We start from the raw sequence: 18437 nt of genomic DNA, 5'->3' as shown, positions 1-18437 counted from the left end.
CGATACAAGTTCCTCTGAAAAACCGATTAAGGCAACAGATTTTATCCGTTATCTTATTTTAAACCCTTTGGTTAATATGACTTCCATCGACGGGCAGCAATGAAGTTGACCCGGACAATTCAAACTGAAAATGGGAGCATACAATGACTCAGTCAATCATCAACTCTGTAATCAAACCCTTTAAAGCTACCGCCTTCCACAAAGGTGAATTCGTTGAGCTGACCGAACAGGATCTGCTGGGCAAGTGGTCTGTAGTTTTCTTCTATCCAGCCGACTTTACCTTCGTTTGCCCAACTGAACTGGGTGATATGGCTGACCACTACGAAAAACTGCAAGCCATGGGCGTTGAAGTTTACTCTGTGTCTACCGACAAGCACTTTACTCACAAGGCATGGCACGATACTTCCGACACCATCAACAAGATCCAATTCCCAATGATAGGTGACCCAACCGGTGAAATCAGCCGTAACTTCGGTGTGCTGGTTGAGGAAGACGGTGTCGCCCTGCGCGGTACTTTCGTCAGCAACCCTGAAGGTGAAATCAAAGTCGCTGAAATCCATGACCTGGGTATCGGACGTAGTGCCAGCGAACTGGTTCGTAAGATCCAAGCTGCTCAATATGTTGCTACTCACGACGGCGAAGTTTGCCCAGCCAAGTGGCAGCCAGGCGACGAAACTCTGGCTCCTTCTCTGGACCTGGTTGGCAAAATCTAAACTGCCAGTCTGACCCAGAAGGCTCCGAACCTCCCCCTGCAAGGGTTCGGAGCCTCTTTCCCCGCACTATTTCTGTTTTCCTTTAGTCTGATTCTGGAGTCATCATGTTGGATGCGAATCTGAAAAATCAACTGCAAACCTATCTGCAGAACCTCAAGCAACCAGTTGAACTTGTCGTATCTGCAGATGAAAGCCCAAAGTCCAAAGAGCTGTTGGCTCTGGCACAGGATATTGCCTCGCTGTCTTCCCTGGTCAGTGTGACCGAGCAGTCATTGTCCCGTACCCCGGCGATGCAAGTTACCTCAATCAAGGGCTCTGACATACGTTTTGCCGGTTTGCCCATGGGGCACGAATTTACCTCACTTGTGCTGGCTCTGTTGCACACAGGTGGGCATCCCATCAAGCTGGAGGCCGAGCTGATCGAGCAGATCCGCAGCCTGCCAGGGGAATATCATTTTGAAACTTTTGTCTCTCTGAGCTGCCAGAACTGCCCGGATGTGGTGCAGGCGCTCAATATGATGGCGGCGATCAACCCGCGGATCAGCAATACCATGATAGATGGTGCCTTGTTCCAGGATGAGGTTGAGCAGCGCAATATCATGGCCGTGCCTTCGGTTTATCTGAACGGCGAGCCTTTCTCTGCCGGCCGCATCAGCCTGAAAGAGATACTCAATAAACTGGATACCAATGCCTCTGCCCGCCAGGCCGAGAGCCTTAACCAGCGTAAGCCCTACGAAGTGCTGGTGGTTGGCGCCGGGCCTGCCGGGGCATCAGCCGCCATCTACGCCGCCCGTAAGGGACTGCGCACTGGGCTGTTGGCCGACAAGTTCGGTGGCCAGGTCAGCGAAACCGTCGGCATTGAAAACTTTATTTCGGTCAAGGCGACTGAAGGCCCCAAGTTGGTGGCAAATCTGGAAGAGCATGTTCGCGACTATGAAGTGGATGTGATGGATAACCAGAAGGCGGTTCGTCTCGGCAGCAATGGCCTCTATGAAGTGGAACTGGAAAATGGTGCCCTACTCAAGAGCCGCACTGTCTTGTTGGCCACAGGAGCTCGCTGGCGGGAAATGAATGTCCCCGGTGAGCAGGAATATCGTGGCCGCGGTGTGGCTTATTGTCCTCACTGTGATGGCCCGCTGTTCAAGGGTAAACGGGTTGCGGTGATTGGCGGCGGTAACTCGGGTATCGAGGCGGCTATCGATCTGGCCAACATAGTTGAGCATGTGACTGTACTCGAGTTTGACAGTAAATTGCGCGCCGATGATGTGCTGCAGCGCAAGGCCAAATCTATGGGTAACATCACTATTATCACCCAGGCGCAAACGACTGAAGTCCTTGGTGATGGCAGTCGGGTTATCGGCCTTAACTACACAGACAGAGCCAGTGGCGAGCAGCATAATATTGCGCTGGCAGGTATCTTTGTGCAGATAGGTCTGGTGCCCAATACTGAATGGTTGCGTGGTACTGTGGAGTTGACCCCGCGCGGTGAAATCATTGTCGATGAACGCGGTCAGACTTCATTGCCAGGGGTGTTTGCCGCCGGTGACGTGACTAACTCGGCCTACAAGCAGATCATCATCGCTATGGGTAGCGGTGCGACCGCCTCTCTGGGAGCCTTTGACTACCTGATCCGCCATTCAGAGGATGAATCGGCAGCGGCTTGATGGGTTAACCACTCAACAGCCTTTAGCAACACAGAAGCCGGCCAAGTGCCGGCTTCTTTTTGTTTTCAGCCCCTAAACCACCTACTTCAGTAGGTGGTTATCATCAATTTAGGCTTGGCCTGTAAAGGCTACCCATGCTAATTGCTCTTTTGATTTTTAGCGAAGTCAAAGGACAAAAAGCATGAGTAGATACGAGCAAGCATCGCATGTGTATTGGCGATGTCAATATCATATAGTTTGGACTCCAAAGTACCGTTTTAGGATTCTCAAAAACAAAGTAGGTAAGGACGTTTACCGCTGTATTCACGTTTACAGTGAGCAACTTGGGTGCAAAGTAGTAGAGTTAAATGTTCAGGTAGACCATGTTCATTTAGTTATAAAAGTTCCGCCAAAGTTATCGATATCAAGACTGATGGGAGCGCTCAAAGGCAAAATAGCACTAAAACTATTTAGTAAATATCCATACTTGAGGAAGAACAAAATGTGGGGTAACCATTTTTGGCAGCGAGGATACTTTGTCGATACGGTTGGAATAAATGAAGAGATAATAAGGCGTTATGTCCGGCATCAAGAGAAAGAAGAAAAGCAGGAGCAAACTCAGTTAACGCTGGAGTAAACAACGCCCCCTTTGAGGGGGCATATACAAAGCCACCTTCTTCAGAAGGTGGATTCTTTACTCTAAGGAAGGGGGCGAACAAGTCCCATGTGTGCTCTGTGTCGGCTTACAGGCCTGGATGCAAGGCGTGGTTAGCAGCAAATGGCCCTACTCCTTTGCAAGAAGCACTTCCCTAAGGTAAACCTTTGGTTCAGCTGAGCGTCAGTCTCTGTGGGTTAATTTAAACCGTTTAGGGTCAATGCCGGTTGGTGGAAAATGACCTTGCCACTCGATTGCCTTGGCATTCCGGGTTTGGAGTAAATAACAATGTCTGCATCTTATTTGGTAAAGAGCGCCTTGTTGCCTTTGCTGTTGGGTTTGGAGAGTCTCGGCGGCTGCGCCGATATTCTCTGCTCTGCCCGTTCTGACGAAGCGGTTGCCGATGGTTGGCAGGAGCACAATCAGTGTGTGCGTCAGGCGGAAGACAACTTACGTCGTCATCAGCAGGAACAGCAAAGGCAGCAGGATACCGCGACGCGCCAGGCGCTGAAAGAGGCATTGGCGCAGCATAAGTGAGTCTTAGGTTCACCCATGTATCCACAATAAAAAACCGGCTTTGCCGGTTTTTTGCTTTTATCGCCAGAACCTTGGGAATATCAGGCTGTGGTATTGATATTGTGGCCTATGTTACCAACCGGAGCGGCTGGTTCCTGTGCCGGTGTGGCGGCCTGAATAAGTTGCAGCGCGATTTCGCCTTCGGCTTCCTGTTGCTGTTTGGCCAGTTGCGCGACTTTAACACCGACAGCGCCGGTATCCATATTGACCGGCAGTGGCTGGGAGTTGAGAGAAACTGTCATGGCTTTCCTCTGGGTTAATGAGTCACGTTGGGACTCGGGCATGATACTGTTATCGGCGTCAATAGCCTTAACTTTAGTCTAATTCCCGCTTGTTGGGCAAAAAGCCAAGCCACCAATGGGCGACTCGGCTTTGTGCTGCGGGTCTATACCTCAAGGAGTGACCTATCAAGCGGCCTTACGGCGGCGCTCCAACAGTTTTCTAATGCTGACAATCAGTATGGTGACGACTATGGCACCGATAATCAGCCCCAATGCCAGGCTGACGCTCTGCAGCGCCGCCGGGTTGACCGCCAGGGTGCCGCCCAATCCCAACATCATGATGCCGGACATCAGCTTCAGGGTCTGGCCTTCTTTCTCGGTCAGCTTGCGCTTGCCGAGAGTCATGCTGAAGGCGATCACTATGATGGCCAGTGGGATAACGTAGACGATGTTGTACAGCACCAGGTACATATAGCGCTCAAAGCTTGGCAGATTATGCATGGAGAGCACACTGGTGTAGATCATAGGGAAGCCCGCAGTACACAAGAGTTCATAGGCGTTGGCCAGAATCGCCAGTACTGTGGTGCCGGCTATCATGGTCGCCAAACTGGAGGCGCTGGATAGCTTACCCATGCGCTTGATAAGCCCGCTGCGGTTTTCCGCCGACATGGAGAGGGTCACTTCCCCCTTGGTAAAGAAGTAGTCTTTGATGTTGATAGTGCCTGCTATCAGCGCCAGGATCCCCGCCGCCAGAATAATCATCCCGCCATCACTGCCGGCGCCCAACAGCTGGAAGATGTTGAGCCAGGCGGTCATAAACAGGAAGTAAATAAAGCCCGAGAAGAACACGAAGATGCCACCAACCAGCAGCATACGGCCGCGGCTCTTGGCATTGACCATGATGGACAGCAGGAATAAGAGCACAAAGAAGGCGCAGGGGTTAAAGGCATCAACACCGGCCAGAACCAGCGTCAGGATTGGCAGCGACATGGTTTCAGGTGTCACCACCCCAACCAGAGGCAACTCTACCGGCTGAACTTCGGGCTCTGCCGCCAGAGCCGTGGCATCACAGGTGCCGTCGCCACCGTCATTGGCGCAGGTGCCGAATAGCGGCGCCTGGGGTGAACCTGTGCTTGCCTGAGTGCTTGTTTGCCCCGGCATATCTTCCGGGCTCAACTGGCCGCCCGCCTGCAGATAGCAGTTTTTGAGGCGGTTGAGTAGGAACTGGCCCGTCACCTCTTCACTGGAATAACCAACTATCGCCTTGCCACAGGTAGCCATATAGGGCACTGAGCGGGCTTCTGTTCCTGTCTCTGTGGCCAACTGTTGCCACAGCTCCTGAGTGCCTTCGGCGCCCACCATCACAGAGTGCAGCTCTATCCAGGGATAGCGCTTCGGTAGAGAGTCGATGAATGGATGCGCTTCGGCGCAGTGGGGGCAGGTCTTGGACCAGACAAAATATAAAGGAATTTTGATCTGCCCTTGCTGATCCACCTGTTGCCACTGGATCTGCGATGCCGAATTTTCGGTTGCGGCAAGGCCTGCGCTGAAACTCAGTAACAGGCAGAGAAAGAAGGTTCTTAACATAAGCTTACCTGTGTAAGAGGGATTAAATTGTATCTGAATGACCCATAGCCCGGTTCAGGCTACAAGTGCCCTACGAATACTTTACTCCAAGGCCTTGGTATTCATGATAAAGCAGCATCAAAACTGTTAGCAGACTCGAAAAAGTCCTTAAAGTGAGACACATGGACATTTGTTAAGCTTTGAGTAATAAAACCGCATTCGAATAGTGCCATTGTGGTAAGCGACTTCAGTAATTTACTTTTTTGCCGCTAAACTTTTACTTCACCCTAAAAATTTATAGGACCTCTTATGCAGTTCACGCTTAAAACCCGCTTACTGCTGGTCAGTTTGGGCGCCGTTTTGCTTACGGTTGCCGCCCTGGTTGGCCTTTCCTCCTCTTCCATTCGTGATAATGCCATGCAGCGAACCCAGCGCGAGGTCGATCAATTGGCGACCACTTTTGCCGGCGGCATAGGGCAGTGGATGTATGACAGACAACAGGCGGTCAGCAGTCTCAAGGGCACGCTACAGCGGAACTCTGAGGTCAATATCACCCCTTTTCTGATGCAGGCCCATGAGGCCAGCGGTTTTGCGCTGACCTACTACGGCGATGAGCAGGGCAACATGTACCGTCAGGATCCCAGCCTGAATACGGCCGGTTATGATCCCCGGGTTCGCCCTTGGTATCAGGATGCCAAGCGGGAAGGAGCCATGATAATGACGGCGCCTTATGTCAGTGCCACATTGCAAAAACTGGTGGTCACCATAGCCGAGCCGGTAATGAACAGCGGTCGCCTGCAGGGCGTGGTAGCGGCTAACCTCACCATAGATCAACTGACAGATGCGGTGCGAACCCTCAAGGTGCCGGGTGACGGCTATGCCGTGATGCTTGAGCGCTCAGGCTTGATTATCAGCCATCCGGACAAGGAGCTGAACGGCCAGCAGTTCAGCCGCCTTGGCAGTGCCTTCAATCCTCAGTGGCTCAGCGCCAGGATCAGCGCCAATACCCTGGATGAGATGGCATTCGACGGCAGCAGCAAGCTGTTTTACCTGGCGGCTGTGCCTCACACAGATTGGGCACTGATGTTTGTGATGGATAAGGCCAGCATCATGGCCGAGGCCACCGAGCTGGCATGGTGGATGTCGGCGGTGGGCGTGTTGTTTTTGGTGGGCTTTGGTCTGTTGCTGGTATTGGTGTTCAAGAGCCAGTTCCGCGATCTGGAACGTCTGGCCAAGGCGCTCAACGATATTGCTGAAGGGGAAGGGGACCTCTCGGTCCGCATCGAGACCCGTAATCAGCACGATGAGATAGGCATGCTCGCCGCCGGTTTTAATCGTTTTGTTGAACGCCTGCACGGCATGATTTCTCGTATGAGTGATATAGCCCAGCAGTTGGCTGGCCAGGCACAGGAGACCCGCTATTCAGCCGAGAGTAATAGCCAGAGTATCGAAGTACAGCAGGACGAAGTCACTATGGTGGCAACTGCTGTGACCGAAATGGCCAGTGCTACCGAGGAGATCGCCAGCAATGCCGAACTGACGGCACAGACGGCGCAGTCGGCGGTCGGCCTTGCAGGCAGTGGGCAACAGCAGGTGCTGCAGAGCCAGGAGTCGATTCGCGGTTTGGCGCAGGAAGTGGATACCGCCAGTCAGATCATCGCCGAGCTCAATGAGCACTCACAGAAGATCAACAGCATTTTGCTGACCATCAGCGGTATAGCCGAGCAGACTAATCTATTGGCTTTGAACGCCGCTATCGAAGCCGCCAGAGCCGGTGAGCAGGGGCGTGGCTTTGCCGTGGTGGCCGATGAAGTCAGGGTGTTGTCGCAGCGTACTCACGCGTCGACACAAGAGATCCAGACCATGATTGAGACCTTGCAAAAAACCGCTGCCAAGGCAGTGAACTCCATGGCTCAAAGTCATCAGATGGCTGAAACCAGTGTGATGGATGCCGAATCGGCCAGTGCCAGTTTGGCGCAGATAAGCCAAGCGATTACCCAGATATCCGATATGGCCAGCCAGATAGCTACAGCGGCCGAAGAGCAGACCTCTGTTACCAGCGAAATCAACCGTAATACCGAGTCGATTCGTGAGGTTTCTCATACCTTGTCACAGGAGGCCAACAGTGCCACTGTCAAAGCGCAAGAGTTGGCGGAGTTGTCAGACTCGCTGCGCCGTGAAGTGGGGCGTTTTAAACTTTAGTGGCAGTCACTGGCTGCCATCACTCTGGGTTATTCATAACCGAGAGTGATGGCGGATAAGCGCTGATAGTAAGGGGAACGGTTGGGACTATAGGGCCGGTAAGCTCGTCGCCGCTTATCAATATCACCAGAAAAAACGGCGTTACTCGGCGCTGCGCGGTTTTTCTATGGTCGCCATCATTTGTTGGTTATTACACCAATGCAGACTCACTTCGCGATTGTCTTTATGGGTTGCCGTGCGAATACGGGTGACTATGGGGTGAGAGAAGTGTGCTGCGGTTAAATACTCTTTAACCCGTTCAATTCGTCTATTGGCAAGCCACATATTATATTTTTGTAATTCTTCATCACCGATAGAATTATCCATATTGAATTCCAATAACAGATAGCCGCTTGAATTATCACTATTATCGGCAACAATTTTATCCAGTTGCAAAGAATCCCGGCTACTGAAATAAGAGCTGTTCTTGGCATAATCAACATTGCCAAGCAGAACGCTTTTCTCACAGGTGGCTTGGGTCGCGCCGGTAAACAGCAGTAATCCCAGAATCAGGGCGCGCATATCATTCTCCTTTGACTATGACTTTATTATTGTTCTTGTCCACTTTTGAGGCGCAAATTTAATCGATTGTTCAGGGGAAATCAATTTTATATGAATATCAACCTTTGCTGAATGACAGCGTCATAATACAGAACGAATGACGGAAAAATGTCGCAATAAATATAATTTCAATTGCTGCGACATTTATTTATATCTTGCCAAGAAATTGACTGAATAATATCAGAGCTTCAGTTGATCTTAATGTCATTCACAGTGAGCCCCACATCAAGGTTGTTGCGGGTGGCATTGGAGTAGGGGCAAACACTGTGGGCCTTGATCACCAAGGCTTCGGCCTCGGCTTGTGCAAGCGGTAGAGTGACAGTCAGAGATACCTTTAGCCCAAACCCGCCATCTTGACTGACCAGGCCGACATCGGCCATGACAGGAGCGCTGGTAAGCTTGATTTTGCCCAGGCGCGCCACATGTAAAATGGCGTTGGAGAAACAGGCGGCGTAACCGGCGGCAAACAGCTGTTCCGGATTGGCCCCGGCTCCTGTCCCGCCCATCTCCTTGGGATAGCTTAAGGTCAAGGACAGGGCACCGTCATGGGTGGCTACTTCGCCGTTGCGGCCGGCTTTGGCTGTGGCTTGAGTGTGATAGAGCATAATAGTTTCCTTAATTTAAGTTGTGCGCAATATAGTTGCTGGCAATGATATGTCGATATTTGTTTTTGAAGCAAGTATATTGTGCACAATTAAATTGTGTTTAGGGTTTGCATATGTCAAACGAGCCCCTGTGCCTGGAAAACCAGGTTTGCTTTTCGCTATACAGTGCCGCCAATGCTATGGTGCGGGCCTACCGGCCTGTGCTGGATGCCCTGGATCTTACCTACCCGCAATATCTGGCCATGCTGGTGCTTTGGCAACACAAGGGCATCAGTGTCAAGGCGCTGGGTGAGCGTTTGCATCTGGACTCAGGCACCTTGACGCCCTTGCTCAAACGCCTGGAAACAAAAGGCTTGCTGTTAAGAGGCCGCAGTGAACAGGACGAGCGGGTGCGGGTATTGACGCTCACCGATGCCGGACTGGCTTTGCAAGCGCGCGCCGTCGATGTGCCCGAGCAGATGCTGTGTCGCAGCGCCATGCCGCGGGAGGAGTTGCAGCAACTGAAAAGCTTGTGTGACACCCTATGGCAGCAATTGGAACGTTAACGGAAAGAGGCTGATGGAACAGGTTGATCTGGCAATTATAGGTGGCGGCATCTCCGGCGTGGCGGTGGCGCAGTGCGCCGCGGCAGCCGGTTATTCCGTGGTGCTATTGGAAAAGTCCACTCTGGCGGCAGGCACCTCCTCCCAGTCCAGCAAACTGATCCATGGCGGCTTACGTTACCTTGAGTCCGGGCAACTGGATCTGGTGCGTGAATCGCTGCGGGCCCGGCGTGAGTTATTACGTCTGGCGCCGACACTGGTCAAGGCTGTTCCTTTCTTTATCCCGGTTTATCGCGACAGTCGCCGCGGCGCCTTGACCCTCAGGGCTGGTCTCAGCCTCTACGGCTTGCTGAGCGAGTTTGACCGCTTGGGCCGTTTTCGTAGTCTGCCGGCCAGGGCCTGGGGGAGCTTTCCCGGACTCAAGCTGGCAGGAATGACCCATATGTTCCAATACTGGGATGCCCAGACGGATGATGCCTTGCTGACCAAGGCGGTGGCCGACAGCGCCAGGCTGCTCGGTGCCGATATCCGTGAGGGCGCCGAGTGTTTGACGATAGAGCATGAGCCTCAGGGATGTAAGCTGAGTTATCGGGATGCGGATGGCGACAAAATGCTGCACTGCCGCTTTCTGGTCAACGCCGCCGGCGCCTTTGTCAACGAACTGCTGGCGCGGGTGACACCGCCCATAGCCCAGACGGCAATAGACTGGGTGCAGGGGAGTCATTTGCTTCTGGATATTCCTGCGCCGCCCGGGGTGCTCTATCTGGAGTCTTGTTTCGATGAACGGGTGGTATTCGTGATGCCTTGGTACGGCAAGACGCTGATAGGCACCACGGAAACCCTCTGCCAGGGACCGGTTCCGCAGATCACCCGAGAGGAGATAGCTTATCTGCTGGGGATCTATCGGCACTATTTTGGAAATTCTGGCAGTTTTATGGGTTCTGTCACTACAGAGGCGCTTGAAGCCAAGGTATTGGCGCATTTCAGTGGCATGCGGGTGCTGCCCAAGGGCGATGGCGATGCCTTTGGGCGGCCGCGGGAGGTACAATTGTACCAGCGTTATTCTCATCCCAGGTTGCTGACACTATACGGCGGTAAGTTAACCACCTTTCGTGCCACTGCCAAGGCGGTGACGGCAGAGATAAGCAAGGTACTTGGCAAACGCAGCCCCAAAGCGGATGTCGACAAGCTGATGCTGGGATGATTTTTAGGGGGAAACAGGCTAAAGTGTGCCGCTTTTGCCGCCGGGCAAAATTGGAAACTTGGGATATATCAGAGTGAAATGTGATTTTTTTGCGCAGGGCAAGTGCCGCTCCTGTACTCACATAGAAACGCCAATGGCGCAACAACTGGCCGCCAAGAGCGAGCAGTTGGCGCAGCTGCTCAGCCCCTTCACGCCCTTTGAACTCTTGGCTCCTGTCAGCGGGCCGTCCCTGGGTTTTCGTAACAAGGCCAAGATGGTGGCACTCGGCGCCGCCCATCAACCCATTCTGGGGATAGTCTCCCCGAGTGGTGAGGCCGTGAGCCTATGCGATTGTCCTCTCTATCCTGCCGATATGCAGGCCTTGCTGCATCGGCTTGAGCTGTTTGTGCGTCAGGCCGGGATCCCACCCTATCGGGTAGATAAGGCCAAGGGCGAACTCAAGTTTGTGTTGTTGACCCGCGCCGAAATCAGCGGCGACTTTATGCTCAGGTTTGTGTTGCGCTCCAGGCAATCCATCGAGAGGATTGAACGTGAGCTGCCAAAGCTACTGGCCGAGTTTCCTGCCATCAAGCTGGTATCTGTGAATCTGCAGCCGGTTCATATGGCCAGGCTCGAAGGAGAGCAGGAGATTTTTCTTACCGAGGCGCAGCGTCTGGAGGAGTCTTTCAATGGCGTGCCTCTTTATATCCGCCCCAAGAGTTTCTTTCAAACCAACCCACAAGTGGCGGCGGCCCTTTATCAGAGCGCCAAAGACTGGGTCAGTGAGCTGAAGCCTGAGTCTATTTGGGATCTCTTCTGTGGTGTCGGCGGTTTTGGGCTGCACTGCGCCAGCAAAGACACAGAGCTTACGGGGATTGAAATTGAGGCCGAAGCTATCGCCTGCGCCCGATTATCGGCTGAAAAGCTGGGGCTTGAGCGGGTGGACTTCAAAGCGCTGGATTCGGGCAGTTTTGCTGCGGCGCAGTCGGCAGGAGAAGTACCGGATCTTATGATAGTCAATCCGCCGAGACGCGGTATAGGGGCAGAGCTTTGCCAGGCTATTTCGACCTTTGCGCCGCCGCATCTGCTCTATTCCAGCTGTAACCCTGAATCTTTGGCCAAAGATCTGGCGGCTATCAGCGGCTATAGTGTGCGCAAGGTGCAGCTATTCGATATGTTCCCGCACACGGATCACTATGAGGTGCTGGTGCTGCTGAGTCGTGACTAGGACTGTGGCGTCTATGCTCTTGGCCAATAAAGGCTGATGGCGGCGCCGCCCAGGGATTGCGAACGGCTCAGCTCCAGTCGGCCGCCGTGCCAGATGGCAATTTTGCGCACTATATAGAGCCCCAGGCCAAAGCCGCTGCCATCACTTTGTTTGGCATCTCTGGCAAAGGCCGCCAGTAGTTTTTTCCCCTTATCTTCAAAGCCAGGGCCATCATCCTCGACTCTGAGGCAGTTATGGCTTTGGCTTTGCTCGAAACTCACCTGTATCTCTTTTTCGGCGAAACGCATGGCGTTCTGGATCAGGTTTTGGCAGGCCACATTCATTGCCGTCTTATCGAATTGTGCCTGGCCCGGCACCGAGTGAAATCCTATCTGGAAGTCACGGCTATAGAGGCTGTATTTCTGCTCAAGCGCCTGAATAAAGTCAGCGATGGATTGTGATGCATGACATAGCTCTCCCTGTTTATGTTCCAGGCGGGCAAAAGAGAGGTAGTTGGCCGCCAGCTGTTCTATCTCATCTATGTCCTGGGCCAGGCGCGCTGCGTATTGAGGCTCCATCTGTTGCTTGCTCAGCTCAAGGGCAAAGCGCATCCGCGCGAGCGGAGTGCGTACTTCATGGGAGATGGTATGGGATAACTCTTTATGCATCTGGACAAAACTCACTATCTGGTGGCTCATGCTATAAAGCGCCTGAGCCAACGGAAAGATAGCCGAACTTTTACGTATGGTCAGCGGTTGTAGCGAAGGTTGACGGCCAAAGCGAATGGCGCTTTGCTGCAGGGTATGGAGATCGCGAAACACAGGCCAGATAAGCAAGATGGCAACCAGGGTCAGACTGGAGTAGAAACCGAGCAAGATCAAACTGGTGATGTCCTCTTTATCTTGCTTCTCTGTTACCGGGCCAAACCTGAGCAGCTCAGTGCCTGAGCCTTGCTTGTAGTAGTAGAGCTCGCCGCTGGAGTGACGCAGCGCTAAGGTCTGCCCCTCGTTGAGTAGCTGTCTCAGGCTAGTGGGCAGTGCCAGACTGCCGGCGGCAAGAGTCGACAGATGCGCGCCCTGACCCCGGGTCTGCAATAAGTCGTCCACCGAGATCAAATAACTGGCTTCTTCGCTGCGGTATTGTTCTGTTAACTGGCCAAAACTCCACAGCAGCAGAGAGCAGGACAGCAGCAGAAATCCGAACAGTCGATAGAACTGAAATTTCATGCCCGAGCCCTGGTCATGGCTTGATTGGGCTGGTAGTTGAACAGGTAGCCCTTGCCATGCACTGTGGTGATCTGCAGACCGCTTATCTGTAGTTCATCCAGGCGTTTACGCAGCCTGCTTACCTTCAAATCTATGGCCCTGTCCAGGCCATCATAGGTACGGCCAATAAACTGCTCAAACAGGTACTCCCGTGACAATATTCGTCCGGCATTGATAACAAACACCCACAGAAGTTCAAACTCCTTGGTGGTAAAGCTCAGCGCCGAGCCTGCCATAAACACCTGCTGCTGGTTAGGGTCAAGCTGTAGATCATGCAGACACAAAGCTTTACGTCCGGGTAGCTGTTGCCGGTTACGAAGTTGAGTACGTATTCGTGCCAGCAGCAAGGGAGGCACCACAGGCTTGAGTAGGTAGTCACAGGCGCCGAGCTCCAACCCCAGGATCTGATCGCCTTCACTATCGCGGGCGGTGAGGAATATCAGCGGGCAGAGATAACAGGCCGCCAAACGAGGGTAGATACAAAAGCCATCTTCACCGGGCAGCATTACATCGCAAAGGATCAGGCTGAAACTGTCACTGTCCTGACGGGCGAGTGCGGCTTCGGCATTGTCCAGATGAACCAGCTCGAAACCTTCGTTGGCCAGATAGGTGCAAATAAGCTCAGCCAGTGGCAGATCATCCTCGATCAGGAGTATTTTTTCTTTCATAGCAGATCCCAACTCAGGCCCCGCCGTCTGCGGCTGACGGGCTCATAGATAGCCACTCTGAGCAAGCGGCTGGCAACTGTGCGGTTTTGCTGATCCCTGAGCTCGATAAGCGTATCCCTGACCAGGCTCAATTGCAGCTTGTAACTGAAGTCTCGGCGTTGATGAAAACAGGTCAAAGGTGCCGTGCTGTGGGCCAGCCAAAGGCACAGAGAGCGAGGCTGTTGGCTGTGAAATTCGAGTTGCAGTTGCAGCCTGCATTCCGATTCCTGATTGGTCATGGCGCAGGTATCCGGTGCCAGCCAAAGCTCTTCTCCCAAGGCGCTTGCCCAGGGGCTTGTCAACATGAGTAACCACAGTAGCCATCGACTCATAGAAGCCTCAAAACCGATAACTCAAACCGATGAAACCTGAGAGATAGCCATCCTTGTCTATCATGGGACTGTTGGTGATCCCCGAGTCAAGCCAGGTGTATTCGGTTATCGCCACCAGGTTGATATCCTGCCATAGTGGCAGATTAACCAGCAGACGGGCGTGATAATTGATACTGGCCGAGGGAGTGTAACTCAGTCTCAGCGGGCCGCTTTCTTCCGGCGTAAGCTGATAGTAGTAACGCACCAGGGATTCACTCTTGCGAATCGCGCCTAGCTCAAATCCTAAAGCTCCCCAGGAATAGAGCAGGCTCTTTTTCAATCTGAATTGCAGCTCATTGCCGTCATGTACCCCGGAAATGTCCTGAAACAAGCCCAGATTGATATCTGTGTAGGGGGTGATCCAAGTGACGGAAACTCCACCCAGGTAGGAGATGTGGCGCTTGATTTCGTTAAGGGTAGGTTCGCTGTTACTGTTGGGGCGTACGACCTGTCCCTTGTGGGGAGAGAAGCCTATGATGTCGCTTAAAAACAACTTGTTAAGCCCATCAAACTCGAAAAAGAATCCATCTTCATTGAGCTTGGTTTGCAGGTCGAATAGCAAGTTGTCCGACTCATGAAGGCTGTAGCCCAGTGTGAAGTTTTCCAGATAGAAGCGTTTTGAGTAGTAGCTCCAGGATGGCAGCAGGAAGGTTTCTATCGGCTTGGCATGCACTCTGGGATTGTCCAGCCGACCATATCCCAGGGCGAGGGCGAGTCTGAACTCATCCACAGGGACAGTTTCCGTCGCATTTTCTTCAGCTGCTGCAGTCAGGGGCAACTGAAGGCCAAGCATCAATATCGCGTACCACCAAAGCTTCATAGCTTACTTCTACTTCCTGCTAACTTTCATTGAATCTAAATAAACAATTGTTAAAAGTATGTAAAAATTTAACCAAGTTACAAAATGCTACAAAAGTATTATGTTTTGGGTTCTTTTGTGGTGATTGTATTTGATGTTTTTGTGAATATCTATGCAATTAAAATTGACAGGTGTCAAAAGTGTTGGTAGTCAGCTCAATGCTGGTTGGTTTACTGTGGGTAGGACTATTATTGGTCGTTGTTTTTGTTGCGGTTTATTTTTAGCCAAGTAGCTTTGGGTTTATGGCCATACTCGGTGTTAGCCGTCATTGAATAAATATTAAATGTTTTGCTTATGTTGCTGGGCCGCGCCTGGCGATGGCGTTAAGACAGCCAAGAGACTGTGGTTGATTCCGAACGGATATACTTGCCTACGTGTGGGAAGGTCGAGATTCAGGGGGGGATTTACCGCTATTTTGTCATAAATACAGCTAGTTGAGAGGCTATGGCTGACTCTCAGTTGCCTGTTCATTTGTTTGTCTTGCCGTACGCCTAAAGACTAAGCCTATGAATATAAGATAAGTGTCACACTTATGTCATACAATGGAGCCAGATCAAACAAGTATAGAGCTAACACAGATGTGGCAGATTTTTGTTCGTTTCTTTTCTTTGGGACTGGTGAGTTTTGGTGGCCCAGCGGCGCATATAGGTTACTTTCGCAAGACTTTTGTCGAAGAGTTGGGCTGGCTTGATGATAAAGATTATGCGTCCTTGGTGGCTTTGAGTCAGTTTCTGCCCGGCCCTGGGTCCAGCCAGGTCGGCTTTGCCATAGGTTACCGCCGCGGAGCCCTTCCCGGGGCGGTACTGGCCTTTATCGGCTTTACTTTGCCCTCGTTTCTATTGATGTTTCTGTTGGCTGTCAGCAGCTATCAATATCTCTTCAGCGATTTATTTCAGGGGGTTATTGCCGGGCTCAAGTTATTGGCTGTGGTGGTGGTCGCCGATGCTGCCTGGGGGATGTTCAAGCAATTTTGTCGCAACCGCACCACTCAGGTATTGGCCTTGTTGAGCACAGTGATCCTGCTTTTATGGCCGGGGAATTTGACTCAGTTGCTGTTGCTGTTTGTCGGTGCCATTAGTGGATTGTTCTGGCTCAATCGTGATGCACCAATGCCGGCCAAGCCGGGAAGCATGCAGCTAAACTGGAGTGCTTTATTGATATTTCTGTTTTTATTGCTGCTTACAGGTCCCTTACTTGCTCACCCTTTGGCTGAACTCTTTAAGCAGTTTTATCAGACCGGCGCTATGGTATTCGGCGGCGGCCATGTGGTACTGCCTTTGCTTGAGAGTCAGTTGGCAAACAGCATAGATCATGACAGGTTCCTTACAGGCTATGCCCTGGCGCAAGCCCTTCCCGGTCCCATGTTCAGTTTGGCTGCTTATCTTGGGGCCGAACTGTGGCCGCAAAATGCCCTTATTGGCGCCTTGGTGGCAACGCTGGGCATTTTTCTGCCCGGTTTCCTGTTGTTGCTGGCGGTGATCCGCGGCTGGCAGGGAATTGCCGAACGCCCGAAAATGGCGGCTATGGTGATGGGGATTAATGCCACAGTCGTAGGTTTGCTGGTGAGCGCTCTCTATCAGCCGGTATTTACCAGTGCCGTGACCCGTCCGGTTGATATCGCCATGGTGTTGACCGGCTTTATGCTGCTTAAACTGTGGCGGTTATCTTTGGTATTTTTGGTATTCGGCTTTGCGGCTATGGGCGCTGTTTTGACTCTCTTTATGTAAGCAAATGGTTTAACTTTGATCTAGGGCATTTATTTATCCGAACTTAAGGTAAACAAAGTTACTATAATTTGTAGAGATTTCATTTCCTGGGGGAAAACCTAAGTGTCCAGTCTAAGTTTACGAAATAAGTTACTCTTACTTGCTCTGTTACCATTGTTGACGGTTTCCATTGTTTTGATGCTGGCGTCCTGGACAGTAGAATCGGATGCGCTTGAAAGCGAAATTACCAACTTCAGAGAAAAGCTGCTTAACGAGCGTCGTCAGGAGTTGATGCATGTGACCGAAGTCGCCAAAGAGATTGTCAGTTTTCAGCGCAGTCAGGGTGGAGACTATAAGGCGGCCTTACGGGATGTTCGCTTTGGCAGCGCAGGTTATTTCTTTGTCTATGATGGTAAAGGTAAAAACCTGTTTCATGCCTTACTGCCTAATCTGGAAGGGACAGATCAGATAGGGATGACAGATCCCAAGGGAACCAAGATCATAGTGGGCTTGCTGAATGCAGCCCGCAGTGGTGACGGTATCCTTACTTATTACTATCAAAAACCCGGCACCAACGAGCTGGTGGAAAAAATAGGTTATGCCGCCATGGTTCCAGGCACCGACTGGATCATAGGTACCGGCGCTTATGTCGATGATATTGAGGCTTCTGTAGCCGAGTATCGGCAAACGGCATTGGCAGATATGGAAGAAAAGTTATGGTTGACGCTGATGATAGTCATAATCATCACCCTGATCACCGCTATGCTTATTCTGTTTGCTGCGCAGCGAACAGTGACTCCTATTCGCTACATGCTGGATAACCTCAACGATATCGCTCAGGGGGAAGGGGATTTAACCAAGCGTTTGCAGGTGCGCGGTGATGATGAGATTGCCCAGTTAGGGCAGGCATTCAACCGCTTTGTCGACAAGTTGCAACACATCATCCGTGACGTGACTACCGCTACCCACGAGGTGCAGGATGCCTCTGGTTCCATTCATGCCCAGACTCAGGCGATAGCGGCGCAGTTGGCCAACCATAACAATGAAACAGATCAGGTGGTGACCGCTATTACCGAGATGTCTTCCACTGCCCAGGAAGTGGCGATGAACACCACCCAGGTGGCGGAGGCGACCCATGTGGCGAGCGATGAAGTGGCTAAGGCCCAGGAGTGTGTTGATACTTCGCTGACCGAAATCTCTACCCTGATGGCAGAGATTAACAGCGCCGCCGATCATATTCAGTCGCTCAACGAACAGTCGCAGAAAATTAACAGCGTGCTGTCTGTCATAGGTGGCATAGCCGAGCAGACCAATCTATTGGCACTCAATGCTGCCATTGAAGCAGCTCGTGCCGGTGAGCAAGGGCGCGGCTTTGCCGTGGTCGCCGATGAGGTACGCAGTCTTGCGAGCCGCACTCAGGCCAGCACATTGGAGATCAACGAGATGCTCAGTGAGTTGCATCGTCTGGTAAGCCAGGCGGTGAGTGCCATGGAAGAGAGCCAGCAAAGCTGCCATCGCAGTGTCGAGTCTTCCAGACTGATTTCCGAAAGTCTGGGGGCGGTGACCAGCTCAGTTACTTCCATCAATGATATGAGTACCCAAATTGCCACAGCTGCCACAGAGCAGAGTTCGGTGACTGAGGAGATTAACCGTAATGTTTATGCGATTCAGGAGATAGTCGCCGAGCTGTTGCATTCCAGCGAAGAAGCGGCCAGAGTCAGCCAGACAGTGTCCCACAGTGGCGATAATCTGGGACAACTGGTGAATCAATTCAGGGTTTAATACCTGTAGCCCTCTAATCTCAATAATTGGGAAA

At 52.1% G+C, this 18437-nt stretch carries 18 protein-coding genes; 10 read left to right on the top strand and 8 right to left on the bottom strand.

What is annotated here, in order from left to right:
* The first annotated feature begins 143 nt into the window (after positions 1–143).
* The 4 genes from ahpC (at position 144) to SIL79_RS03030 (ending at position 3548) form a co-directional block, all read left to right on the top strand.
* Positions 144–713 carry an alkyl hydroperoxide reductase subunit C gene (gene ahpC, locus SIL79_RS03045; protein ID WP_028779456.1) on the top strand — a complete coding sequence of 190 codons (570 nt, stop codon included), beginning with the start codon at positions 144–146 and terminating at the stop codon, positions 711–713.
* Positions 714–817: 104 nt separating this feature from the next.
* Complete coding sequence (gene ahpF / locus SIL79_RS03040; RefSeq protein ID WP_071476541.1) at positions 818–2377, top strand: alkyl hydroperoxide reductase subunit F; 1560 nt, start codon at positions 818–820, stop codon at positions 2375–2377.
* A gap of 181 nt (positions 2378–2558) precedes the next feature.
* Positions 2559–2993: an IS200/IS605 family transposase gene (gene tnpA / locus SIL79_RS03035; protein WP_234500899.1), complete on the top strand. Its 435-nt coding sequence runs from the start codon at positions 2559–2561 to the stop codon at positions 2991–2993.
* Between the two features lie 306 nt (positions 2994–3299).
* Positions 3300–3548, top strand: coding sequence for a hypothetical protein (locus tag SIL79_RS03030; protein WP_039035046.1), 249 nt, complete (start codon positions 3300–3302; stop codon positions 3546–3548).
* Positions 3549–3628: 80 nt separating this feature from the next.
* On the opposite strand, the gene SIL79_RS03025 is transcribed toward SIL79_RS03030, so the two are convergent.
* Positions 3629–3829: a hypothetical protein gene (locus SIL79_RS03025; protein ID WP_039035045.1), complete on the bottom strand. Its 201-nt coding sequence runs from the start codon at positions 3827–3829 to the stop codon at positions 3629–3631.
* A 165-nt stretch (positions 3830–3994) separates the two neighbouring features.
* Positions 3995–5395 (bottom strand): hypothetical protein, encoded by a 1401-nt coding sequence (locus SIL79_RS03020; protein WP_039035044.1) that lies wholly within the window; start codon positions 5393–5395, stop codon positions 3995–3997.
* A 288-nt stretch (positions 5396–5683) separates the two neighbouring features.
* Here SIL79_RS03020 and SIL79_RS03015 point away from each other — a divergent pair, with 288 nt between their 5' ends.
* Positions 5684–7576, top strand: coding sequence for a methyl-accepting chemotaxis protein (locus tag SIL79_RS03015; protein WP_144361017.1), 1893 nt, complete (start codon positions 5684–5686; stop codon positions 7574–7576).
* A gap of 141 nt (positions 7577–7717) precedes the next feature.
* On the opposite strand, the gene SIL79_RS03010 is transcribed toward SIL79_RS03015, so the two are convergent.
* Together SIL79_RS03010 and SIL79_RS03005 are read right to left on the bottom strand one after the other, a co-directional pair.
* Positions 7718–8137, bottom strand: a complete 420-nt coding sequence (locus tag SIL79_RS03010; RefSeq protein WP_039035042.1) for an OmpA family protein — start codon at positions 8135–8137, stop codon at positions 7718–7720.
* Between the two features lie 227 nt (positions 8138–8364).
* Positions 8365–8781 carry an organic hydroperoxide resistance protein gene (locus tag SIL79_RS03005; RefSeq protein ID WP_144361016.1) on the bottom strand — a complete coding sequence of 139 codons (417 nt, stop codon included), beginning with the start codon at positions 8779–8781 and terminating at the stop codon, positions 8365–8367.
* A gap of 113 nt (positions 8782–8894) precedes the next feature.
* Between SIL79_RS03005 and SIL79_RS03000 the strand changes: the two genes are divergently transcribed.
* The 3 genes from SIL79_RS03000 (at position 8895) to rlmC (ending at position 11734) form a co-directional block, all read left to right on the top strand.
* Positions 8895–9326: a MarR family winged helix-turn-helix transcriptional regulator gene (locus SIL79_RS03000; RefSeq protein WP_039035040.1), complete on the top strand. Its 432-nt coding sequence runs from the start codon at positions 8895–8897 to the stop codon at positions 9324–9326.
* Between the two features lie 13 nt (positions 9327–9339).
* Positions 9340–10527: an FAD-dependent oxidoreductase gene (locus SIL79_RS02995; protein WP_039035039.1), complete on the top strand. Its 1188-nt coding sequence runs from the start codon at positions 9340–9342 to the stop codon at positions 10525–10527.
* A gap of 73 nt (positions 10528–10600) precedes the next feature.
* Positions 10601–11734 carry a 23S rRNA (uracil(747)-C(5))-methyltransferase RlmC gene (rlmC, locus tag SIL79_RS02990; protein WP_319618960.1) on the top strand — a complete coding sequence of 378 codons (1134 nt, stop codon included), beginning with the start codon at positions 10601–10603 and terminating at the stop codon, positions 11732–11734.
* A gap of 11 nt (positions 11735–11745) precedes the next feature.
* Here rlmC and SIL79_RS02985 read toward each other — a convergent pair whose 3' ends face one another.
* From SIL79_RS02985 to SIL79_RS02970, 4 genes are read right to left on the bottom strand one after another with little or no spacing between them, the layout of a single operon-like run.
* The gene (locus tag SIL79_RS02985; RefSeq protein WP_162206730.1) at positions 11746–12939 is read right to left on the bottom strand and encodes an ATP-binding protein; all 1194 of its coding nucleotides are present in this window, start codon (positions 12937–12939) and stop codon (positions 11746–11748) included.
* The gene (locus SIL79_RS02980) at positions 12936–13646 is read right to left on the bottom strand and encodes a response regulator transcription factor (protein ID WP_039035037.1); all 711 of its coding nucleotides are present in this window, start codon (positions 13644–13646) and stop codon (positions 12936–12938) included. The genes SIL79_RS02985 and SIL79_RS02980 overlap by 4 nt, the downstream gene beginning before the upstream one ends.
* Positions 13643–14017, bottom strand: coding sequence for a DUF3019 domain-containing protein (locus SIL79_RS02975; RefSeq protein WP_082014322.1), 375 nt, complete (start codon positions 14015–14017; stop codon positions 13643–13645). Before SIL79_RS02975 ends, SIL79_RS02980 begins: the two co-directional genes overlap by 4 nt.
* Positions 14018–14024: 7 nt before the next feature.
* Positions 14025–14876: a MipA/OmpV family protein gene (locus SIL79_RS02970; protein ID WP_233962640.1), complete on the bottom strand. Its 852-nt coding sequence runs from the start codon at positions 14874–14876 to the stop codon at positions 14025–14027.
* Positions 14877–15493: 617 nt separating this feature from the next.
* On the opposite strand from SIL79_RS02970, the gene chrA reads away from it, so the two are divergent.
* Positions 15494–16642 carry a chromate efflux transporter gene (chrA, locus tag SIL79_RS02965; RefSeq protein ID WP_319618959.1) on the top strand — a complete coding sequence of 383 codons (1149 nt, stop codon included), beginning with the start codon at positions 15494–15496 and terminating at the stop codon, positions 16640–16642.
* A gap of 102 nt (positions 16643–16744) precedes the next feature.
* On the top strand, positions 16745–18403 hold the full coding sequence (locus SIL79_RS02960; RefSeq protein ID WP_233962641.1) for a methyl-accepting chemotaxis protein: 1659 nt from the start codon (positions 16745–16747) through the stop codon (positions 18401–18403).
* Positions 18404–18437 lie beyond the last annotated feature (34 nt).

The organism is Shewanella indica (assembly GCF_033842865.1).
In the GTDB taxonomy this organism is placed as follows: domain Bacteria; phylum Pseudomonadota; class Gammaproteobacteria; order Enterobacterales; family Shewanellaceae; genus Shewanella; species Shewanella indica.
The sequence above is the reverse complement of the archived record's forward strand: the minus strand, read 5'-3'. Positions and strand labels throughout refer to the sequence as shown.